Source organism: Enterobacter wuhouensis (assembly GCF_035835995.1).
In the GTDB taxonomy this organism is placed as follows: Bacteria; Pseudomonadota; Gammaproteobacteria; order Enterobacterales; family Enterobacteriaceae; genus Enterobacter; species Enterobacter wuhouensis.
In genome coordinates, this window is the sequence record NZ_CP142124.1 from 1,217,750 (window position 1) to 1,235,830 (window position 18,081).

Here is an 18,081-nt window from a genome sequence, read left to right on the forward strand (position 1 = left end):
CCGGGCGGCACTGCGTTTGCCCGGCCTACGATTCGTGCTTTTGTAGGCCCGGTAAGGCGAAGCCGCCACCGGGCAAAGTGCATCAATATAACAACGCGTAAAGCTGACGGCGATACTTCGAGGCCAGCGCGTCACCGGTGCCCAGCGCGGCCAGGATCTCCTGGAACATCTTGCGCGCCTGGCCGTCTGCGGCGGCGAGGTCTTTTTGCAGATGGCTGAACAGCAGCGCCAGCGCTTCTTCGTTACGCCCCACCTGATGCAGCTGCAGCGCCAGCTGGCTTGCCAGTGCGGCATCCGTCGGGTTGTCGGCAACCTGCTGCTGAAGCTGCTGGATCTCCGGAGTGTCCGCCGCCTGTTTCAGCAGTTCAATCTGCGCCACCAGGCCCTGATAGCGGGTGTCCTGATCCTGCATCGGAATGGTTTTCAGCACGGCTTCTGCATCTTCTGAACGGTGCAGGGCGATCTGCGTTTCCGCCAGCAGCAGGCCAATCTGGCTATCCTGATTCGACAGCTGCCACGCGTCTTTCAGCAGCGGCAGCGCCTCGTCATATTTGCCTTCCTGCATCAGCGCCATGGCTTCCTGCGCTTTCAGCTCCTCTTCACGCGGCAGCACTTTATCCAGCAGGGCGCGGATCGCCTCTTCCGGCTGCGGCCCCTGGAAGCCATCCACAGGCTGACCGTTCTGGAACAGGTACACCGTTGGGATAGCGCGCAGGCCAAACTGAGAGGCCACCATGGGCTCGGCGTCACAGTCCAGCTTCGCCAGTATGAACTGACCGTTATACTGCGCGGCCAGGCTTTCCAGTACCGGCGTCAGCTGCAGGCAGTGCTGGCTGCGCTCAGACCAGAAGTAGAACAGCACCGGCTTAGTCATTGACTGTTCGAGCGTCTGCTGCAGGTTAGCTTCAGTGATATTGACGATATTCTGTACGGACATGCGGAATTCTCTTTTATCAGTTTGATCTTTACATGGGGGTGAGCGACGGCGCTTCAACTCAGCCGTGTAAAATTTTGTCCATCACCCGGCCCGGCAGCAGGCGTTTTAGCCAGCCGACGGCATGGGTAACCAGCGTGACCGGATAGCGCATTTTGGGTTTATCGCTCTCAAAAGCATGGCGCACTTTGGCGACAACCGCGTCAGGTCCGAGGGTAAAACGTGCGGCAATGCCGGGGTTCTCGACCGGTTTGTCAGACTGCGTCTGGTTCACGTTATCGGTAAAGCGGGTGCGGATGGGGCCGGGTTCAATCAGGCTCACCCTGATGCCGCTATGGCGTAACTCCATGCGCAGGGCGTCTGACCAGGCTTCCAGCGCATATTTGCTGGCGGCATAGGCGCCGCGACCTGGGGTAGAAATCAGCCCCATCACCGAGGAGGTCATCACAATGCGTCCTTCACCGTGCGGCACCATCGCCGGGAGCAGGCGCATGGTCAGCTGATGCACGCCGAAGAAGTTAGCGGAGAACTGCTGCTCCAGCTGCTCGCGTGAAATTGTCTCCAGCGGGCCATAAACGCCGTAGCCGGCATTATTAAACAGGCCGTACAGGCGGTTGCCGGTCAGGGTAATCACCTCGTCGGCGGCGCGTTCAACGCTTTCGGGCGAATCCAGATCGAGCAGGATGCCCTTAAGGCCCATCCCGTTCATGCGGTCGACGTCTTCGGGTTTGCGGCAGGCCGCCAGTACCCAAAATCCCTGACGTTTTAATTCAAGCGCGCTCTCAAGGCCAATTCCGCTGGAACATCCTGTTATTAAGACCGATTTTTGCATAACTTTACCTGTCAGGATCTCCACGTAATCAGGAGTCATGTTTAACTAAAGGGGCTAACCGTGTTGCCATCCAGTCGGCAATAAACGGCTGTGCATCGCGATTGGGGTGAATACCATCGTCTTGCATCCATTGGGGTTTGAGATAGACCTCTTCCATGAAAAATGGCAGCAGCGGAATATCAAACTCTTTGGCAAGCTTAGGGTAAATCGCGCTAAAGGCCTCATTATACCGACGACCGTAGTTGGCGGGCAGGCGAATTTGCATCAGCAGCGGCTGGGCATTGGCCGCCTTAATGTCCTGCAAAATGGTGCGCAGCGTCTGCTCCGTTTGCTGAGGCTGGAAGCCGCGCAGGCCATCATTACCGCCCAGCTCCACCAGCACCCAGCGCGGCTGATGCTGCTTGAGTAAGGCGGGAAGGCGCGATAAGCCTTGCTGCGACGTATCGCCGCTGATGCTGCCGTTGACGACAGCGGTTTGCGTCTGCCATTTGTCATTTAGCAGGGCCGGCCAGGCCGCATTGGCCGCCATGCGATAGCCCGCGCTCAGGCTGTCGCCCAGAACCAGTAACGTGTCCGCTGCCGCCGCGCGGAAGGTCAACAGAATCATAAACAGGAAGGGCAAATGCCAGCGGAAAACAGTGTTGAAGTTCATCGTCTTAAGAAGTCCGTCGGTCAGGGGGAACACGAGCTTTCCATCCTTACCGGAGTTGAACTCGTTGTCAAACGCGCCGAAACCATCGCGCTGATTGGCGAATCCGGTTCCGGTAAGTCCACGCTGCTGGCGATTCTGGCCGGCCTGGACGACGGCAGCAGTGGCGAAGTCAACCTTGTCGGCCAACCGCTGCACCAGCTTGATGAAGAGGCGCGCGCCGCGCTGCGCGCCCGGCATATCGGTTTTGTCTTTCAGTCCTTTATGCTCATCCCCACCCTGAACGCGCTGGAAAACGTCGAGCTGCCGGGGCTTCTGCGCGGGGAAAACACCCGTGAAAGCCGCGATCACGCGAAAGCGCTGCTGGAACAGCTGGGGCTGGGCAAACGCCTCAACCATCTTCCGGCCCAGCTTTCCGGCGGCGAGCAGCAGCGCGTGGCGCTGGCGCGCGCGTTCAACGGCCGGCCTGAAGTGTTATTCGCCGATGAGCCCACCGGCAATCTCGATCGTAAGACCGGGGATAAAATTGCCGATCTGCTGTTTTCCCTCAACCGCGAGCACGGCACGACGCTGGTTCTGGTCACCCACGATCCGCAGCTCGCCGCCCGCTGTGACCGACGCCTGCGCCTGGTGAACGGTGAATTGCAGGAGGAAGCATGATCGCACGCTGGTTCTGGCGCGAATGGCGCTCGCCCTCGCTGCTGATTGTATGGCTGGCGCTAAGCCTGGCGGTGGCCTGCGTGCTGGCGCTCGGCAGCGTCAGCGACCGCATGGAGAAAGGCCTCAGCCAGCAGAGCCGTGAATTTATGGCGGGGGACAGGACGCTGCAAAGCTCGCGCGCCGTTCCGCCCGGCTGGATAGATGAGGCCCGCCGGATGGGGCTGAAGGTCGGCGAGCAGATTACGTTCCAGACCATGACCTTTGCGGGCGACACGCCGCAGCTGGCGAGCGTGAAAGCCGTCGATGATGTCTACCCGATGTACGGGGAGCTTCAGACCAGCCCGGCGGGCCTGAAGCCGACATCCGGCACGGTGCTGCTGGCGCCGCGCCTGATGGCGTTGCTGAACCTGAAAACCGGCGACAGCATCGACGTGGGTGACGCCACGCTGATAATTGCCGGGGAGGTGGTTCAGGAACCCGACTCGGGCTTCAACCCGTTCCAGCTTGCGCCACGCCTGCTGATGAATACCGCTGACGTGGCAAAAACCAACGCCGTGCAGCCGGGGAGCCGCGTCACCTGGCGCTATAAGTTTGGCGGTACGCCCGCGCAGCTTGATGCGTATGAAAAATGGCTCCTGCCGCAGCTCAAGCCGGAACACCGCTGGTACGGGCTGGAGCAGGACGAAGGGGCGCTCGGCAAATCCCTTGAGCGTTCCCAGCAGTTCCTGCTGCTGTCGGCGCTGTTAACCTTGCTGCTGGCGGTCGCGGCGGTTGCCGTGGCGATGGGGCACTACTGCCGCAGCCGCTACGACCTGGTGGCAATCCTCAAAACCCTCGGCGCGGGCCGGGCGCAGCTGCGCAGGCTGATCGTCGGCCAGTGGCTGATGGTGCTGGCGCTGTCTGCCGTTACCGGCGGGGCTATCGGGCTGCTGTTTGAGAAGCTGCTGATGGTGCTGCTAAAGCCGGTTCTGCCCGCAGCGCTTCCTCCCGCCAGCCTCTGGCCGTGGCTATGGGCAATCGGCGCGATGACGGTGATTTCGCTGCTGGTAGGGCTACGCCCGTACCGGCTGCTGCTGGCAACGCAGCCGCTGCGCGTGCTGCGCCGTGACGTGGTTGCCAGCGTCTGGCCGCTGAAGTTTTATCTGCCGGTGATTATCGCCGTGGCGGTCGGGCTGCTGGCCTGGCTGATGGGCGGCAGCACGCTGCTGTGGGCCGTGCTGGCGGGGGCCGTGGTGCTGGCGCTGCTGTGCGGCGTGGTGGGCTGGCTGCTGCTCAACGTGGTGAGAAAGCTGACGGTCAAATCGCTGCCGGTGAGGCTGGCGGTGAACCGCCTGCTGCACCAGCCGTGGTCCACGCTCAGCCAGCTTTCGGCGTTTTCGCTGTCGTTTATGCTGCTGGCCCTGCTGCTGGTGCTGCGCGGCGATCTGCTCGATCGCTGGCAGCAGCAGCTTCCGCCGGAAAGCCCGAACTACTTCCTGATCAACATTGCCCCGGAACAGGTCACGCCGCTGAAGGGCTTCCTGTCGGAGCACCACGTTATTCCGGAGTCGTTCTATCCCATCGTTCGCGCGCGCCTGACGCAGATTAACGGGCAGTCGACGGACGGAAATAAAGACGAATCGCTTAACCGCGAGCTGAACCTGACCTGGCAGGATAAGCGCCCTGACCACAACCCGATCACCGCCGGAACCTGGCCACCCAAAGCGGGTGAAGTGTCGATGGAGGAGGGGCTGGCGAAGCGCCTGAACGTGAGGCTCGGGGACAGCGTGACCTTTACCGGCGACACGCAGGATTTCAGCGCGAAGGTGACCAGCCTGCGCAAGGTGGACTGGGAAAGCCTGCGGCCAAACTTCTTCTTCATCTTCCCGGCAGGGGCGCTGGACGGGCAACCGCAGAGCTGGCTGACCAGCTTCCGCTGGGAGAACGGCAACGGCATGCTGACCCAGCTTAACCGAGAATTCCCGACGGTGAGCCTGCTGGACATCGGCGCGATCCTGAAGCAGGTGGGTCAGGTGCTCGATCAGGTAAGCCGTGCCCTGGAGGTGATGGTGGTGCTGGTGACGATCTGCGGCGTACTGCTGCTGCTGGCGCAGGTGCAGGTTGGCATGCGTCAGCGCCATCAGGAGCTGGTGGTTTACCGCACGCTGGGGGCAGGAAAGCGCCTGCTGCGCGCCACGCTCTGGAGCGAATTTGCCCTGCTAGGGCTGGTGGCCGGCCTGGTGGCGGCCATTGGTGCGGAGACGGCGCTGGCGGTGCTGCAGACCAAAGTCTTTGACTTCCCGTGGGAGCCGGACTGGCGGCTGTGGATCACGCTGCCGGCGTGCGGCGCGGTGCTGTTGTCGCTGTGCGGCGGCTGGCTCGGAACGCGGCTTTTAAAAGGTAAAGCGCTGTTCCGACAGTTTGTAAGTTAATTTACGTCCGTGATGATTACGCACCGGTTTATATGCTGGTGCGTAATCACTTAGTAGCACAAAACGGTAATACCACAAGCGTTAGTAGCACAAATCATTAAAAACCCGCCCACACAGCCAGATTATTTCCAGTTAATATTCACCTGCTAAATATTTAGCAGCGTGTCTATCAAGGAAAAATAATGACTATAAAAAAATCAGCGCTGGCGGCAACGATCGGCGCGGCAGTGGCATTAACGTCCTTCGCAACGCAAGCGGAAATCACCGTTCTGAAACAAGATCCTCAGGCGGGCGATCCGCTGAGCCGCCTGAACTTCACCGTTGGCGGCAGCATCCGTCCTCAGTTCAACATGATGACCGGCGACGGCGACAAAGGCTCCTACAAGCGTAACGGCTTCGACGGCGGCACCCGCTTCCGTTTTGCAGCAGATTACTACCTGTTTGATGACATCAGCTGGATCAGCTACTACGAGCTGGGCGTGAATATTCCTGCGCTGTTCGACTGGGACAACCACTACGCAGAAGGTGCGAACAACACCTCTCGCCGTATGCTGTACACCGGCCTGAAGAGCGATACCTGGGGTACGCTGACCTTCGGTCAACAAAACAGCGTTTACTATGATGTGGTTGGCGTGAAAACCGATATCTGGGACTATGACATGATTGGTCAGGCGCCGGGTAACGGGATTAACGGTGACTACGACGGTTCTTATCGTTCACGCCAGATGCTGAAATATAAGAAAACCGTGGGCGATGCAGACATCTACGCATCTTACCTGTTTGAAGACAGTGAATACCTGCCGGGCAACGGCCTGCGCTACAAGCGTAAAGGCGGCGGCTCGCTGGGTCTGGATTACCACCTGACCACCGATCTGACCTGGGGCGCTGCGTGGAACTATACCCGTGCAGACATGCGTAACCCGGAAAACGGCGACAGCAAAACCTACGACCAGAACATCCTGGGTACCGCACTGAGCTGGACGCCGGACAACTGGACCTTCTCTGCCGGCGGCGGCTGGTACCAGAACTTCATGACCACCAAAAAAGTATCGACCAACAACTACTTTGCCGGTGATGCATGGGGTATCGAGTACTTCGCAGGGTATAAATTCCCAATTGGTCAGTATGCGGTTAAGTCTATCCAGCCTTACTTCATGGGCGATCGCATCGAGTACGTGAACGGTCGTAACTACCAGCGCATCGACAACGGCGTGGGTATCAGCTTCCAGCTGGATTACGGTTTCCGCGTGGATTACGAACACGTGTTCACCTCCAGCACCGACGATCTGGGCGACATGAACCTGGTGCGTCTGCGCTACGATTTCTAACCCTCACCCTAACCCTCTCCCTGAAAGGGAGAGGGAACAGACGGGTAGAACATGTAGGCCGGGTAAGGCGTAGCCGCCACCCGGCTTTTTTCAGCGATTAAGCCACTCGGCAATTTCTTCGAACGTCCCGCGATACACAATCTTCTCCGCTTTTTTCTCCAGCTGATAGCCGTACATCGGGTCGTAATAGTCCTTCAGCAGCGGCGCAAGCCAGCTGAAGTGTGCGTCGGTGCTGCCGGATCGTTGCTGTTCCAGCAGCGCGGAGTCTAACAGCGCGGTGAATTCCGCAAAGCGCTGCAGCCCCAGACGGCGGCGGATGGCGAACAGGCCGTGATGCAGGTACTCGCTGTACTCTTTCCAGCCCGCGTCTTCACCGTAGGCGGCAGAAAAATCGGCCCACATATGGTCGAAATACTCTTCGCGCAGGCGCTCAAGACGGACGTCAAACGGATCGTCGACGACCACGATAGGGGCGTCAACCATGCGGTCGCGCAGGCACTCCGGCAGGTGATTAGATCCAATCATCCGGCCCTCGTCTTCCAGCACCCAGCGCGCGGCGTCTTTTTTCAGCAGCTCGACGGCAAGATGATTTTCAAAGCTCGCCTGGGAAAGCTGCGGCGTCAGCGTGCGGCCAAACGATGAGCCGCGATGGTGCGCCAGCCCTTCCAGATCGATGCCCTGAGCGTGCTGCTTCACCAGCAGCGTTTTACCGTTTCCGGTGCAGCCGCCGATAAGCACCATCGGCTTTTGTGACTGCTCGACCGTCACCTGAATGGCCGTCTGACGCAGGGCCTTATAGCCGCCGCGGATCAGCGGGTACTCGACGCCCGCCTCTTTCAGCCACGCCTGTGAGATGTGCGAACGCTGGCCGCCGCGCGCGCAGCAGAGATAGCCCTCAGGATGAGCAAGGCTGGCTTCCCGCCAGGCGCTGATGCGCGCGCTGCGCGTGTCGCCGTTCACCAGGCTATGGCCGAGCGCCAGCGCGGCGTCCGGTCCCTGACGCTTATAGCAGGTGCCGACGGCGGCGCGTTCGTCGTCGTTCATTAAGGGCAGGTTGATAGCCGCAGGCATCGCGCCCTGGGCGAATTCGATCGGCGCGCGAACGTCGATCAAAGGGGTATCCGACGCGAGGATCGCGCGATAGTCCGTTCCATCGTTCATGGTTTTTCCAGAAGAAAACTGAGCAGCAATGGGCGGGGATTTTACGCCGGGGAGGGGGAATATCAACTCCCCGGCGGAGGGAGAGCTATTTTAGCTTTGATTGTGCCCAGACGATGCCGCTCGCATACTCCGGCGGCAGCAGCGGGACGATCGCTTCCAGCGTGGCGCTCAGGCGGTCCGTATCGGCGTCGTTCAGGTTCAGGTGACCCACTTTACGCCCCGCGCGCACCTCTTTGTCATACCAGTGCAGATGCACCAGCGGCAGCTTCAGCCAGTCATAGTTCAGATCGGTGCCGATCAGGTTGATCATCACCGACGGGCTGTTGACGACCGGCTGCGGCAGAGGGAGATCGACGATCGCGCGCAGGTGCAGCTCAAACTGGCTGATGGACGCGCCGTTTTGCGTCCAGTGGCCGCTGTTGTGCACGCGCGGCGCCAGCTCGTTAATCAGCAGGCCGGACGGGGTGGTGAAGCACTCCATCGCCATCACGCCGACATAGCCCAGCTCGTGCATGATGGCTGAGAGCATCTCTTCCGCCTGCGCCTGCTGGTCAGCATTTGCGTGGGGGAAGGCGACGCTGGTGCGCAGAATGCCGTCCTGATGCAGGTTGTGCGTCAGCGGATAAAACACGGTGTGCCCGTCGTGCCCGCGCGCGCCAACCAGCGACACTTCGCCGCTGAAGTTTATGCCCTGCTCAACGATGCACTCGCCGTAGCAGTCGTCCGGCAGCTCTGCAGTTTCATCGGCGCGCAGGCGCCACTGCCCGCGGCCGTCATAGCCGCCCACGCGACGCTTCACGATCGCCAGCTCGCCCAGCATGGCGAAGACGTCATTCCACTCGCTTTTGTCGGACAGGAGCTGCCACGGCGCGGTCGCCAGGCCGAGCTTGTCGAACAGCTGTTTCTGCGTCAGGCGGTCGGCGATGATTGGGAACACGTCGCGGTTCACGAAGGCGTTATGGCGCGCCAGCTCGCGGGTCAGCGCGGTTTCCGGCCAGCGTTCAATCTCGGCGGTGATCACGCTCTGGTGGAACGGCACGGCTTCCGGCTCGGCGTCCAGCCCGACGGGCCAGACGGCAATGCCCAGCGGCTCGCCGGCCTGACGCAGCATCCGGCCTAGCTGGCCGTTGCCGAGGACGCATACCTGCTTCATGCATCACCCCGCGGGTCAGGGTTATCAAGCACCTCGTCGGTCTGGGCTTTACGCCAGTCCGCCAGACGCTGACGCAACGCTTTATCGTGCGTCGCCAGAATTTGCGCCGCCAGCAGGGCGGCGTTTGCGGCACCCGCTTTGCCAATTGCCAGCGTGCCGACAGGAATGCCGCGCGGCATCTGGACGATAGAGTAGAGGCTATCCACGCCGCTTAGCGCGGCGCTTTGCACCGGGACGCCCAGAACCGGCACCAGGGTTTTAGCGGCAATCATGCCCGGCAGGTGTGCTGCGCCGCCCGCACCGGCAATAATCACCTCGTAACCGTTCTCTTCGGCGCGTTCGGCGAAGCTAAACAGTTTGTCGGGGGTACGGTGCGCGGAGACCACTTCGACGTGGTGCGGAACATTCAGGATTTCAAAGATTTCGGCGGTGAACTGCATGGTAGCCCAGTCGCTTTTGGACCCCATCACGATGGCGACACGCGCCGGATTATTGCGGGAAGACATGCGTCTTAAAACTCCTGTGGTGCGAAACACACTGCTTTCGAGGGCACAGAGAATAGCATGTAATACGGGCAAGGAAAACGGTTGCGCGGTTAAAAGGTGAGCCGTTGTGGGCGGGAATGCATAACAAAACAGACCGCATTTGGCGGTCTGTTTTAGGCGTTTACTGAAGATCCCCTGCGGTCAGGTTTTCTTTGTCGAACGCGTGGCTGACGTCAATATGATTCACCATGCCGGTGTCCATATTTGAGCCTGCTTCGGGCATGGAGAAGCGATTCTCCGCCGCCATTGCGCCAGTGGACACGAAAGCTGCTAACAGCAGGGCGCTCACGATGCTGATTTTTTTCATTCTCTGTTCCTTCCTCATCGTCTTGTCGCTGTCGCAAGTCTCAACTGGCGGCACGGCAATCTGTGTTCTTATTTAGTCAGTTCTGCAGTCATGTGTACGCGGTTGTTGAACTGTGCGCTGGTGATTTTGTAAGAGGCACCCTGTTCAGCGGCCTGGGCAGCAATTTTCGCTTCTGCACGGTCGAGAGTTGAACCGGTCGCGCTAATGCTCTGTGCGAAAGTACCGAAAGAAACCAGGGAGAGAGCCGCAACTGCAACGAAAGTTTTGATAGATTTCATGGTCGTATTCCTTAAGTGTTTTGTTTGGGATAGGGCGTGTTGCCCTGATGTGATAAATAATAGACCGACCACGGAGTGATTAAAATCGAAACAATTTGCCGATATCATTCAAAAAAAATGAATATGCTTGATCATTTAGTGCGGTGGGGTATTTAGAAAGGAAAGGCGATCAGCTCAACGCCCTGCGGCGTGACTTTGACCATTGACCCCTCAGTGTGCCACGCGCCCAGCACTACGCGGTGGGCGGGTTCGCCGTTGGCGATAAGGGAATGCACGTCAGGACGATGGGTATGCCCGTGGATAAGCCACTGGACGCGATGTTTTTCCATCACGTCGACAACCGCCTGCGGGTTCACGTCCATGATGGTCATGGATTTACTGCTGTTGGCGGCTTTGCTGCCCGCGCGCATTTTTGCGGCGATACGGCTGCGGATAAACAGCGGCAGTGCCAGGAACAGCCTCTGGATCCACGGTGTATGGACCTTGGCGCGAAACGCCAGGTAGCCGGTATCGTCGGTGCAGAGCGTATCGCCGTGCACGATCAGTATCTTACGGCCATAGAGGTTGAGCACCTGTTCCTCCGGCAGCAGCGTCATGCCGCTTTCGCGGGCGTAGCGCTGGCCTATCAGGAAATCACGGTTGCCGTGGATGAAGTAGCAGGGGACGCCGGAATCAACCAGCGCCTTAATGGCGGCGGCCATTTCACGGTGCAGCGGATTAGGATCGTCGTCGCCAATCCAGGCTTCAAACAGGTCGCCCAGAATGTACAGCGCATCGGCGCTTTTCGCTTCACCGCGTAAAAAACGCAGAAAACCGGCGGTAATCGCCGGTTCTTCCGTTTGCAGATGCAGATCCGCAATAAAGAGTGTCGCCACGAATTACTCGCTGACGGTCACGCTTGTAATCACAACGTCTTCTTTAGGAACGTCCTGGTGCATACCGCTGCGGCCAGTAGAGACGGCTTTGATCTTGTCAACCACGTCCATACCTTCAACCACTTCTGCGAATACGCAGTAGCCCCAACCCTGCAGGCTTTCGCCGGAGAAGTTCAGGAAGTCGTTGTCAGCCACGTTGATGAAGAACTGCGCGGTTGCGGAGTGAGGCGCCTGAGTACGGGCCATTGCCAGCGTACCGCGGGTGTTTTTCAGACCGTTATTCGCTTCGTTTTTGATCGCTTCTTTGGTCTCTTTCTGGTTCATGCCAGGTTCGAAACCGCCGCCCTGGATCATAAAGCCGTTGATCACGCGGTGGAAGATGGTGTTGTTGTAGAAACCTTCGCGGCAGTAGTCCAGGAAGTTTTTAACTGTTTCAGGCGCTTTGTCATCAAAGGTCTTGATTACGATATCGCCATGATTAGTGTGGAAAGTAACCATTTTTGCATCCTGTTCCGTTATTGTGGTACGTCGACCCGCGTTCGGGTCATCTATAGGGGCTTGTTATAGCATAACCACAGGATGCGATCACCTTGCATTGTGTGCTGCTTCGGGTTTGAATTACGGGTAGAATACCCGGTTTTCGTCCACACACGTGTTTACATGGAATCTTCGATGTTAAAAATCTTTAATACAATGACGCGCCAAAAAGAGGAATTTAAACCTATCCATGCTGGGGAAGTCGGCATGTACGTGTGTGGTATTACGGTTTACGATCTCTGTCATATCGGCCATGGCCGTACCTTTGTTGCCTTCGACGTGGTATCCCGCTACCTGCGCTTCCTGGGGTATACGCTGAAGTACGTGCGCAACATCACCGATATCGACGATAAAATCATCAAGCGCGCTAATGAAAACGGCGAAAGCTTCGTTGCGCTGGTGGATCGTATGATCGTCGAAATGCACAAAGATTTTGACGCCCTGAATATTCTGCGCCCGGACAGCGAGCCGCGTGCGACCCACCATATTCATGAAATTATCGAGATCACCGAGAAGCTGATCGAACGCGGTCACGCCTACGTGGCGGATAACGGCGACGTGATGTTCTCGGTGCCGACGGACCCCACCTACGGCGCGCTTTCCCGTCAGGATCTGGACCAGCTCCAGGCCGGCGCGCGCGTAGACGTGGTTGACGTGAAGCGTAACCCGATGGACTTCGTGCTGTGGAAGATGTCCAAAGCGGGCGAACCAAGCTGGCCGTCCCCGTGGGGCGAAGGCCGTCCAGGCTGGCATATTGAGTGTTCGGCGATGAACTGCAAGCAGCTGGGCAAACACTTCGATATTCACGGCGGCGGTTCGGACCTGATGTTCCCGCACCACGAAAACGAAATCGCGCAGTCCACCTGCGCCCACGGCGGCGAGTACGTGAACTACTGGATGCACTCCGGGATGGTGATGGTTGACCGCGAGAAGATGTCCAAATCGCTGGGCAACTTCTTCACCGTGCGCGACGTGCTGAAGTACTACGACGCGGAAACCGTGCGTTACTTCCTGATGTCCGGCCACTATCGCAGCCAGCTGAACTACAGCGAAGAGAACCTGAAGCAGGCGCGTTCGGCGCTGGAGCGTCTGTACACCGCGCTGCGCGGGACCGACAGCTCTGTTCCTGCCGCGGGCGGGGAGGCGTTTGAAGCGCGCTTCGTTGAGGTGATGAACGACGACTTCAACACCCCGGAAGCCTACTCCGTGCTGTTCGACATGGCGCGCGAAGTGAACCGCCTGAAGTCAGAGGATATGGCCGCGGCGAATGCGCTGGCGTCCCATCTTCGCAAGCTCTCTTCCGTGCTCGGCCTGCTGGAGCAAGAGCCGGACGCGTTCCTGCAGAGCGGCGCGCAGGCGGACGACGGCGAAGTGGCGGAGATTGAAGCGCTGATTAAGGCGCGCCTGGAAGCGCGTCAGGCGAAAGACTGGGCGGCGGCGGATGCGGCGCGTAACCGTCTGACCGAGATGGGCATTATTCTGGAAGACGGCCCGCAGGGGACCACCTGGCGCCGTAAGTAATTTCCACCCTCACCCTAACCCTCTCCCTAAGGGAGAGGGGATCGTTCGGTTGTCTCCCTCTCCCCGTGGGAGAGGGCCGGGGTGAGGGCATCAGCGCGCGCGCCTCCACCACAGCAACCCCATCAGCACTGCCCCCGGCAGCCACACCCACAGCAGTTCCGAGATAATGACCTGATGCCCGTACGGCGTTGCATAGCGCGACAGCGCAAACGGCGCGACCTTGATCGCCTGCCACGGCGCGAAGAACCGTTCATCCGACCACGGCCACAGCCAGCCGACGCCTTTTCCGCCGGTGGTAACGGAATCCAGCAGGCTGTGCGACAGCAGCGAGACGGTTAAAAACAGCCAGCACCGCGTCAGGCTGGCCCGGAACCATCGTCGGCCAAGCAGCACGCACAGTAACGGCACCACAAAGGCGAACAGCAGGGAGTGGGTAAAACCGCGATGGCCGAAAATATTGCCGTAGGCGACGCCAAATTTAAACGCCAGCACGTCGGCGTCCGGCAGCATCGCGAGCACGACGCCGGCAAACAGCAGGCGGGGAGGGATGACTTTAGTTCCCAGGCCTAAGCCCAGGCAAAGAGGTACAGCGGCGTGAGTGATAACGGTAGGCATTGCAATTATTCCCGGCAAATCATGGAAATATAGCAGCGAATTCGCCCCAGCAAACCTGCGCCAAATTCTGAATTTACGCCGACTCGCGCGCGATAAGCTGCCCGGAAAGGGTAATGCGCTGGGTTTGCAGATCCGGCTCTTTCAGCTTGCGGATAATCAGCCCCGCCGCCTGACGCCCGGTTTCGTCGCTGGCCGATGATACGTAGGTGAAGGACGGGGAGGTAAGGTTAACGTGGAGCATATCTTCAAAACCGACCAGCGCGACCTGCTGGGACAGGAACACGTCTTTTCCCACGGTGCGGCCCACCTGATGAATGCCGGAAATAGAGCCGATCATCGCATCCGGCGAATGGCAGAGCAGGGCGGTGATGGAGCTGTTCTTCTCCAGCAGCTGGCGCGTAGCCATCGCGGCGGCCTGCGTGTCGTCGCTGCAGGCGGGGGAGTATTCGTCGCGCAGGACCAGCCCGTTCTGCGTCATCGCGCTGCGAAAACCGAGCAGGCGCTGCTCGCGGATCAGGCAGCCTTCGCGCCCGCCAATGTAGGCGATGTTGCGGTGCCCGCGCTCGATCAAATAGCGCGCGGCGAGGTTCGCTGCCTGGCGATTGTCGCGCATCACAAGGTTGCATTTTTCATCCAGCAGAGACTGAGACACCGCAACCAGCGGCAGCGGGCACTGGCGAATTTGCTGGGGCAACGCTGCGTTGCGGGTGTCAGACGCAAGATAGATGACGCCCGCGACGCCCTGCTGCTTGAACGACAGCAGGGTGCGTTCCAGATGTTCACGGTCGTTCAGCGGCTGGCCGAGAAAAACCATATAACCCTGCTTTTCCAGCTCCTGAACGATGCTCGCCATCACCTTGATGGAAAAGCTGTCGCTGAAGTCGCGCAGGATCAGGCCGATGAGGTTGGAGGTGTTGGCGCGGAGGTTGGCAGCGGCGACGTTATGAACATAGCCCAGCGTCGTGATGGCGGCATTGACCTTCCCGATCGTCGCCTCTGAGATTTTCCCTTTCTGGCGTAGCACCAGCGACACGGTCGAAACCGAGACGCCCGCGTGCTTTGCGACATCAATGATGCTGACTTTCTTCAAAACCGCTCCCTGAAATTTACCGATTATCAGCCAGATAAGACACGTCGCCCAGCGTACAGGAGACGTGTCGTTCAGGCATCTTATTATTTGCCGATCATGGTGGACATGGTCTGGGCGATAAACTGTGCTCTGGCACCGAAAATCACCTGAATACCGTTGTCGCCCACGAAGACCACGCCGCGTGCGCCGAGTCCGTTGAGGCCGTCTTTATCCACCACGTCGCTCTTCGCCACTTCCAGACGCAGGCGGGTGATGCAGGAACCCACGGAATCGATGTTCTGCGCGCCGCCCAGCAGGCCGATGATTTCGGTAGCAAGTTCGGAATCGGACTTATCGTTTGCATTGGCGGTCACTTCAGTGCGTCCCGGCGTTTTCACGTCGAAGCGACGGATCACGAAGCGGAAGGTGAAGTAGTAAATCAGCGCCATTGGAATACCGATGATAATGGCGCTCAGGAAGTTGGTCTGGTAGCCGTTAAACGACGGCAGGATCCCGAACGACAGGTAGTCGATAAAGCCCGCCGAGAACGACTTGGCGATATGCGCATGCAGCAGGTACATGGTCATGTACGCCAGACCCGCCATGATGGCGTTAAAGACGTAAAGGATCGGGGCCACGAAGATAAAGGTGAACTCTACCGGCTCGGTGATCCCCGTCAGGAAGCAGGTCAGCGCCGCAGAGAACAGAATACCGGCCGCGATTTTCTTATTCTTCGTGTGCGCTTCGTGATACATCGCCAGGCACGCCGCGGGCAGCGCGAACAGCATCAGCGGGAACTCGCCCTGCATGAACTTACCGGCGTTCTGGTAGGTGTCGCTGCTGAAGGATTTCACCCCTTCTTCCAGCATCTTGAACCAGATGGTCTGGTCGCCGTGGATCACCTGGCCGGCCTGGGTGGTGTAATCCCCGAACGAATACCAGAAGGACGGATACCAGATGTGGTGCAGGCCGAGCGGGATCAGCGCGCGTTCCACCAGACCGAAGATAAAGGTCGAGGCCGCCTGATTATCGCCATTCACCACCACGGAAAGGGCGTCGATACCGGACTGAATATGCTGCCAGACGTACGGCAGCAGCAGGCCGAGCAGGAACGACAGGAACGCCGTCGCAATGGCTACAAAACGCTTGCCGGAGAAGAAGCCGAGGAATTCCGGCAGCTGCATGGTGTGGAAGCGGTTGTAGCACCAGGCTGCGAGAATGCCGCAGATCAGGCCGCCAAAGACGCCCATCTGCAGCGTCGGGATACCGACCACCATGGCGTATTTCCCGCCCTGAGAGGCCATTTCCGGCGTGATGCTTAACACGGTGCTGATGGTGATGTTGGTGACAAACACCGAGACCGCCGCAGAAAGCGCCGCGATGCCGGATTCCGACGCCAGGCCGACGGCGGAGCCAATGGCGAACAGCATCGGCAGGTTATCAAAAATAACCCCGCCCGCGTTCATCATCAGCGGCAGGTGGAACTTATCGCCGAAGGCCAGCAGCAGGCCCGCGGCGGGAAGCAGTGAAATTGGCAGCATTAAGGCGCGACCAATCATCGATAACTTAGACAGCGATTTAACAAACCCTGATATCAGACTCATGCTGACTTCCCCCGAGAAGCGCTTTTATTAGCGCTGTTATTGTAAGTAGAACGTTTTAGTAGAACGTTCTACTTATCGTGATGAAAGCATGAATTTCGCGCAACTTAAATTTCACATTTCTTCAGATGAAAGCGTGATTGTTTGAAGTTGATCGATAATTAACCGTGATGGATGTGGGGGAATTTTTTATCCCCTCTCCCTGTGGGAGAGGGTTAGGGTGAGGGCAACTGACGGCTCACGCCGTAACGGTTACGCTCTGACCTTCAAAGCTCACGGTCTGGCCCGCGACAATCTTGCAGCGCTTGCGGGTTTCCACCGCACCGTCGACTTTTACCCGCCCGTCGGCGATAACGATTTTTGCCTGCGCGCCGCTCTCGCTCCAGCCTTCCAGCTTGAGCAGGTCGCACAGCTCTACGTGCGGGTGTTTACCTAAAGAAAAAGTGGCCATCTTACGCGTCCTCTACGTCGTGATACTCCTCGCACGCCTGCAAGGTATTCTGAATTAATGTTGCGACGGTCATCGGGCCTACGCCGCCCGGAACCGGAGTGATGTAAGACGCGCGCGCGGCGGCATCCTCGTACACCACGTCGCCGACCACTTTGCCGCTTTCCAGACGGTTAATCCCGACGTCCACGACAATCGCGCCTTCCTTGATCCACTCGCCCGGAATAAAGCCCGGCTTACCGACCGCAACGATCAGCAGGTCCGCATTCTCGACGTGGTGACGCAGGTTCTTGGTGAAGCGGTGGGTCACGGTGGTGGTGCAGCCCGCCAGCAGCAGCTCCATGCTCATCGGGCGGCCGACGATGTTGGAGGCACCAATGACCACGGCGTTGAGGCCGTAGGTATCGATGTTATAGCGCTCCAGCAGCGTCACGATCCCGCGCGGGGTACACGGGCGCAGGCGCGGCGCGCGCTGGCACAGGCGGCCCACGTTGTACGGGTGGAAACCGTCGACGTCTTTGTCCGGCGCAATACGCTCCAGCACCTTCACGTTGTCGATGCCCGCAGGCAGCGGCAGCTGAACCAGAATACCGTCGATCTCTTTATCGGCATTCAGAGTGTCAATAAGTTCCAGCAGTTCTGCCTCGCTGGTGGTTTCCGGCAGGTCGTAAGATCGGGAGACGAAGCCCACCTCTTCACACGCTTTGCGCTTGCTGCCGACATAAATCTGCGATGCCGGGTTGCTACCAACCAGCACAACAGCTAACCCAGGGGCGCGTTTTCCGGCCGCTCTACGGGCCTTCACTTTTTCCGCAACCTCAGAGCGCACCTGCTGCGCAATCGTTTTACCGTCAATAATCTTTGCTGCCATCAGAGAGAAGATTCCGTCTGTAACGTTCAAAAGGGGGGATTGCCTTTATTTTGTCAGAAGCGAGCGCCGCTGTCAGTCACCCTTTGCGAGATTTCGAAAACTGACCCTGAAGCCCCTGGTTTTGTGATGGTCAATTTCTTAGGCCTGATTAGGATGTGACCTGGCGAAATGACAGCGTTTTGACATATTTTAAAATACATTCATGGGCTACTTTATCTCCTCCGAAATAAGCCTTCAATTTATCAATTGAACATATTTCTTATTCCCGATAATTCACGGGAAGGGT

General features: G+C 58.8%; 19 protein-coding genes. 4 read left to right on the forward strand and 15 right to left on the reverse strand.

Annotated elements, in window-relative coordinates:
- Window positions 1–82 precede the first annotated feature (82 nt).
- Genes VPX56_RS05810 through tesA form a run of 3 tightly spaced genes read right to left on the reverse strand, consistent with a single transcriptional unit; the run spans window position 83 to window position 2,418 of the window.
- A complete protein-coding gene (locus tag VPX56_RS05810) occupies window positions 83–937 on the reverse strand; it encodes a co-chaperone YbbN (RefSeq protein ID WP_131633217.1) in 855 nt (284 codons plus the stop codon).
- A 58-nt stretch (window positions 938–995) separates the two neighbouring features.
- Complete coding sequence (locus tag VPX56_RS05815; RefSeq protein WP_165500688.1) at window positions 996–1,805, reverse strand: SDR family oxidoreductase; 810 nt, start codon at window positions 1,803–1,805, stop codon at window positions 996–998.
- Window positions 1,795–2,418: a multifunctional acyl-CoA thioesterase I/protease I/lysophospholipase L1 gene (tesA, locus tag VPX56_RS05820; protein ID WP_326470436.1), complete on the reverse strand. Its 624-nt coding sequence runs from the start codon at window positions 2,416–2,418 to the stop codon at window positions 1,795–1,797. Before tesA ends, VPX56_RS05815 begins: the two co-directional genes overlap by 11 nt.
- Here tesA and ybbA point away from each other — a divergent pair.
- The 3 genes from ybbA to VPX56_RS05835 all read left to right on the forward strand — a co-directional run bounded on the left by ybbA (window position 2,389) and on the right by VPX56_RS05835 (window position 6,814).
- Window positions 2,389–3,075: a putative ABC transporter ATP-binding protein YbbA gene (gene ybbA / locus VPX56_RS05825; protein ID WP_131633214.1), complete on the forward strand. Its 687-nt coding sequence runs from the start codon at window positions 2,389–2,391 to the stop codon at window positions 3,073–3,075. The two genes, tesA and ybbA, sit on opposite strands and share 30 nt — an antisense overlap.
- Window positions 3,072–5,486, forward strand: a complete 2,415-nt coding sequence (gene ybbP, locus VPX56_RS05830) for a putative ABC transporter permease subunit YbbP (protein ID WP_326470438.1) — start codon at window positions 3,072–3,074, stop codon at window positions 5,484–5,486. Before ybbA ends, ybbP begins: the two co-directional genes overlap by 4 nt.
- 182 nt (window positions 5,487–5,668) lie before the next feature.
- Window positions 5,669–6,814 (forward strand): porin, encoded by a 1,146-nt coding sequence (locus VPX56_RS05835; protein ID WP_131633212.1) that lies wholly within the window; start codon window positions 5,669–5,671, stop codon window positions 6,812–6,814.
- 90 nt (window positions 6,815–6,904) lie between these two features.
- Here VPX56_RS05835 and mnmH read toward each other — a convergent pair whose 3' ends face one another.
- From mnmH to ppiB, 7 genes are all read right to left on the reverse strand, one after another.
- The gene (gene mnmH, locus VPX56_RS05840) at window positions 6,905–7,975 is read right to left on the reverse strand and encodes a tRNA 2-selenouridine(34) synthase MnmH (protein ID WP_326470441.1); all 1,071 of its coding nucleotides are present in this window, start codon (window positions 7,973–7,975) and stop codon (window positions 6,905–6,907) included.
- A gap of 85 nt (window positions 7,976–8,060) precedes the next feature.
- Window positions 8,061–9,128, reverse strand: a complete 1,068-nt coding sequence (purK, locus tag VPX56_RS05845) for a 5-(carboxyamino)imidazole ribonucleotide synthase (RefSeq protein WP_326470443.1) — start codon at window positions 9,126–9,128, stop codon at window positions 8,061–8,063.
- On the reverse strand, window positions 9,125–9,634 hold the full coding sequence (purE, locus tag VPX56_RS05850; protein WP_326470445.1) for a 5-(carboxyamino)imidazole ribonucleotide mutase: 510 nt from the start codon (window positions 9,632–9,634) through the stop codon (window positions 9,125–9,127). The genes purK and purE overlap by 4 nt, the downstream gene beginning before the upstream one ends.
- A 160-nt stretch (window positions 9,635–9,794) precedes the next feature.
- Window positions 9,795–9,980 carry a hypothetical protein gene (locus VPX56_RS05855; RefSeq protein ID WP_131633208.1) on the reverse strand — a complete coding sequence of 62 codons (186 nt, stop codon included), beginning with the start codon at window positions 9,978–9,980 and terminating at the stop codon, window positions 9,795–9,797.
- A 68-nt stretch (window positions 9,981–10,048) separates the two neighbouring features.
- The gene (locus tag VPX56_RS05860; RefSeq protein ID WP_131633207.1) at window positions 10,049–10,258 is read right to left on the reverse strand and encodes a YdgH/BhsA/McbA-like domain containing protein; all 210 of its coding nucleotides are present in this window, start codon (window positions 10,256–10,258) and stop codon (window positions 10,049–10,051) included.
- Between the two features lie 152 nt (window positions 10,259–10,410).
- Window positions 10,411–11,133 carry a UDP-2,3-diacylglucosamine diphosphatase gene (lpxH, locus tag VPX56_RS05865; protein WP_326470448.1) on the reverse strand — a complete coding sequence of 241 codons (723 nt, stop codon included), beginning with the start codon at window positions 11,131–11,133 and terminating at the stop codon, window positions 10,411–10,413.
- 3 nt (window positions 11,134–11,136) lie between these two features.
- The gene (ppiB, locus tag VPX56_RS05870; protein ID WP_010428247.1) at window positions 11,137–11,631 is read right to left on the reverse strand and encodes a peptidylprolyl isomerase B; all 495 of its coding nucleotides are present in this window, start codon (window positions 11,629–11,631) and stop codon (window positions 11,137–11,139) included.
- Window positions 11,632–11,805: 174 nt separating this feature from the next.
- Here ppiB and cysS point away from each other — a divergent pair, with 174 nt between their 5' ends.
- The gene (gene cysS, locus VPX56_RS05875; protein ID WP_326470450.1) at window positions 11,806–13,191 is read left to right on the forward strand and encodes a cysteine--tRNA ligase; all 1,386 of its coding nucleotides are present in this window, start codon (window positions 11,806–11,808) and stop codon (window positions 13,189–13,191) included.
- 90 nt (window positions 13,192–13,281) lie between these two features.
- Here cysS and VPX56_RS05880 read toward each other — a convergent pair whose 3' ends face one another.
- The 5 genes from VPX56_RS05880 to folD form a co-directional block, all read right to left on the reverse strand.
- Window positions 13,282–13,806: a metal-dependent hydrolase gene (locus VPX56_RS05880; protein ID WP_326470452.1), complete on the reverse strand. Its 525-nt coding sequence runs from the start codon at window positions 13,804–13,806 to the stop codon at window positions 13,282–13,284.
- A 73-nt stretch (window positions 13,807–13,879) separates the two neighbouring features.
- Window positions 13,880–14,896: a Mal regulon transcriptional regulator MalI gene (malI, locus tag VPX56_RS05885; protein WP_131633203.1), complete on the reverse strand. Its 1,017-nt coding sequence runs from the start codon at window positions 14,894–14,896 to the stop codon at window positions 13,880–13,882.
- Window positions 14,897–14,979: 83 nt separating this feature from the next.
- Entirely contained in the window at window positions 14,980–16,479 is a 1,500-nt protein-coding gene (locus VPX56_RS05890) for a PTS transporter subunit EIIC (protein WP_263610960.1), read from the reverse strand.
- 235 nt (window positions 16,480–16,714) lie between these two features.
- On the reverse strand, window positions 16,715–16,927 hold the full coding sequence (gene ybcJ / locus VPX56_RS05895; RefSeq protein ID WP_010428256.1) for a ribosome-associated protein YbcJ: 213 nt from the start codon (window positions 16,925–16,927) through the stop codon (window positions 16,715–16,717).
- A 1-nt stretch (window position 16,928) separates the two neighbouring features.
- Window positions 16,929–17,795 carry a bifunctional methylenetetrahydrofolate dehydrogenase/methenyltetrahydrofolate cyclohydrolase FolD gene (folD, locus tag VPX56_RS05900; RefSeq protein WP_263610959.1) on the reverse strand — a complete coding sequence of 289 codons (867 nt, stop codon included), beginning with the start codon at window positions 17,793–17,795 and terminating at the stop codon, window positions 16,929–16,931.
- Window positions 17,796–18,081: the final 286 nt, after the last annotated feature.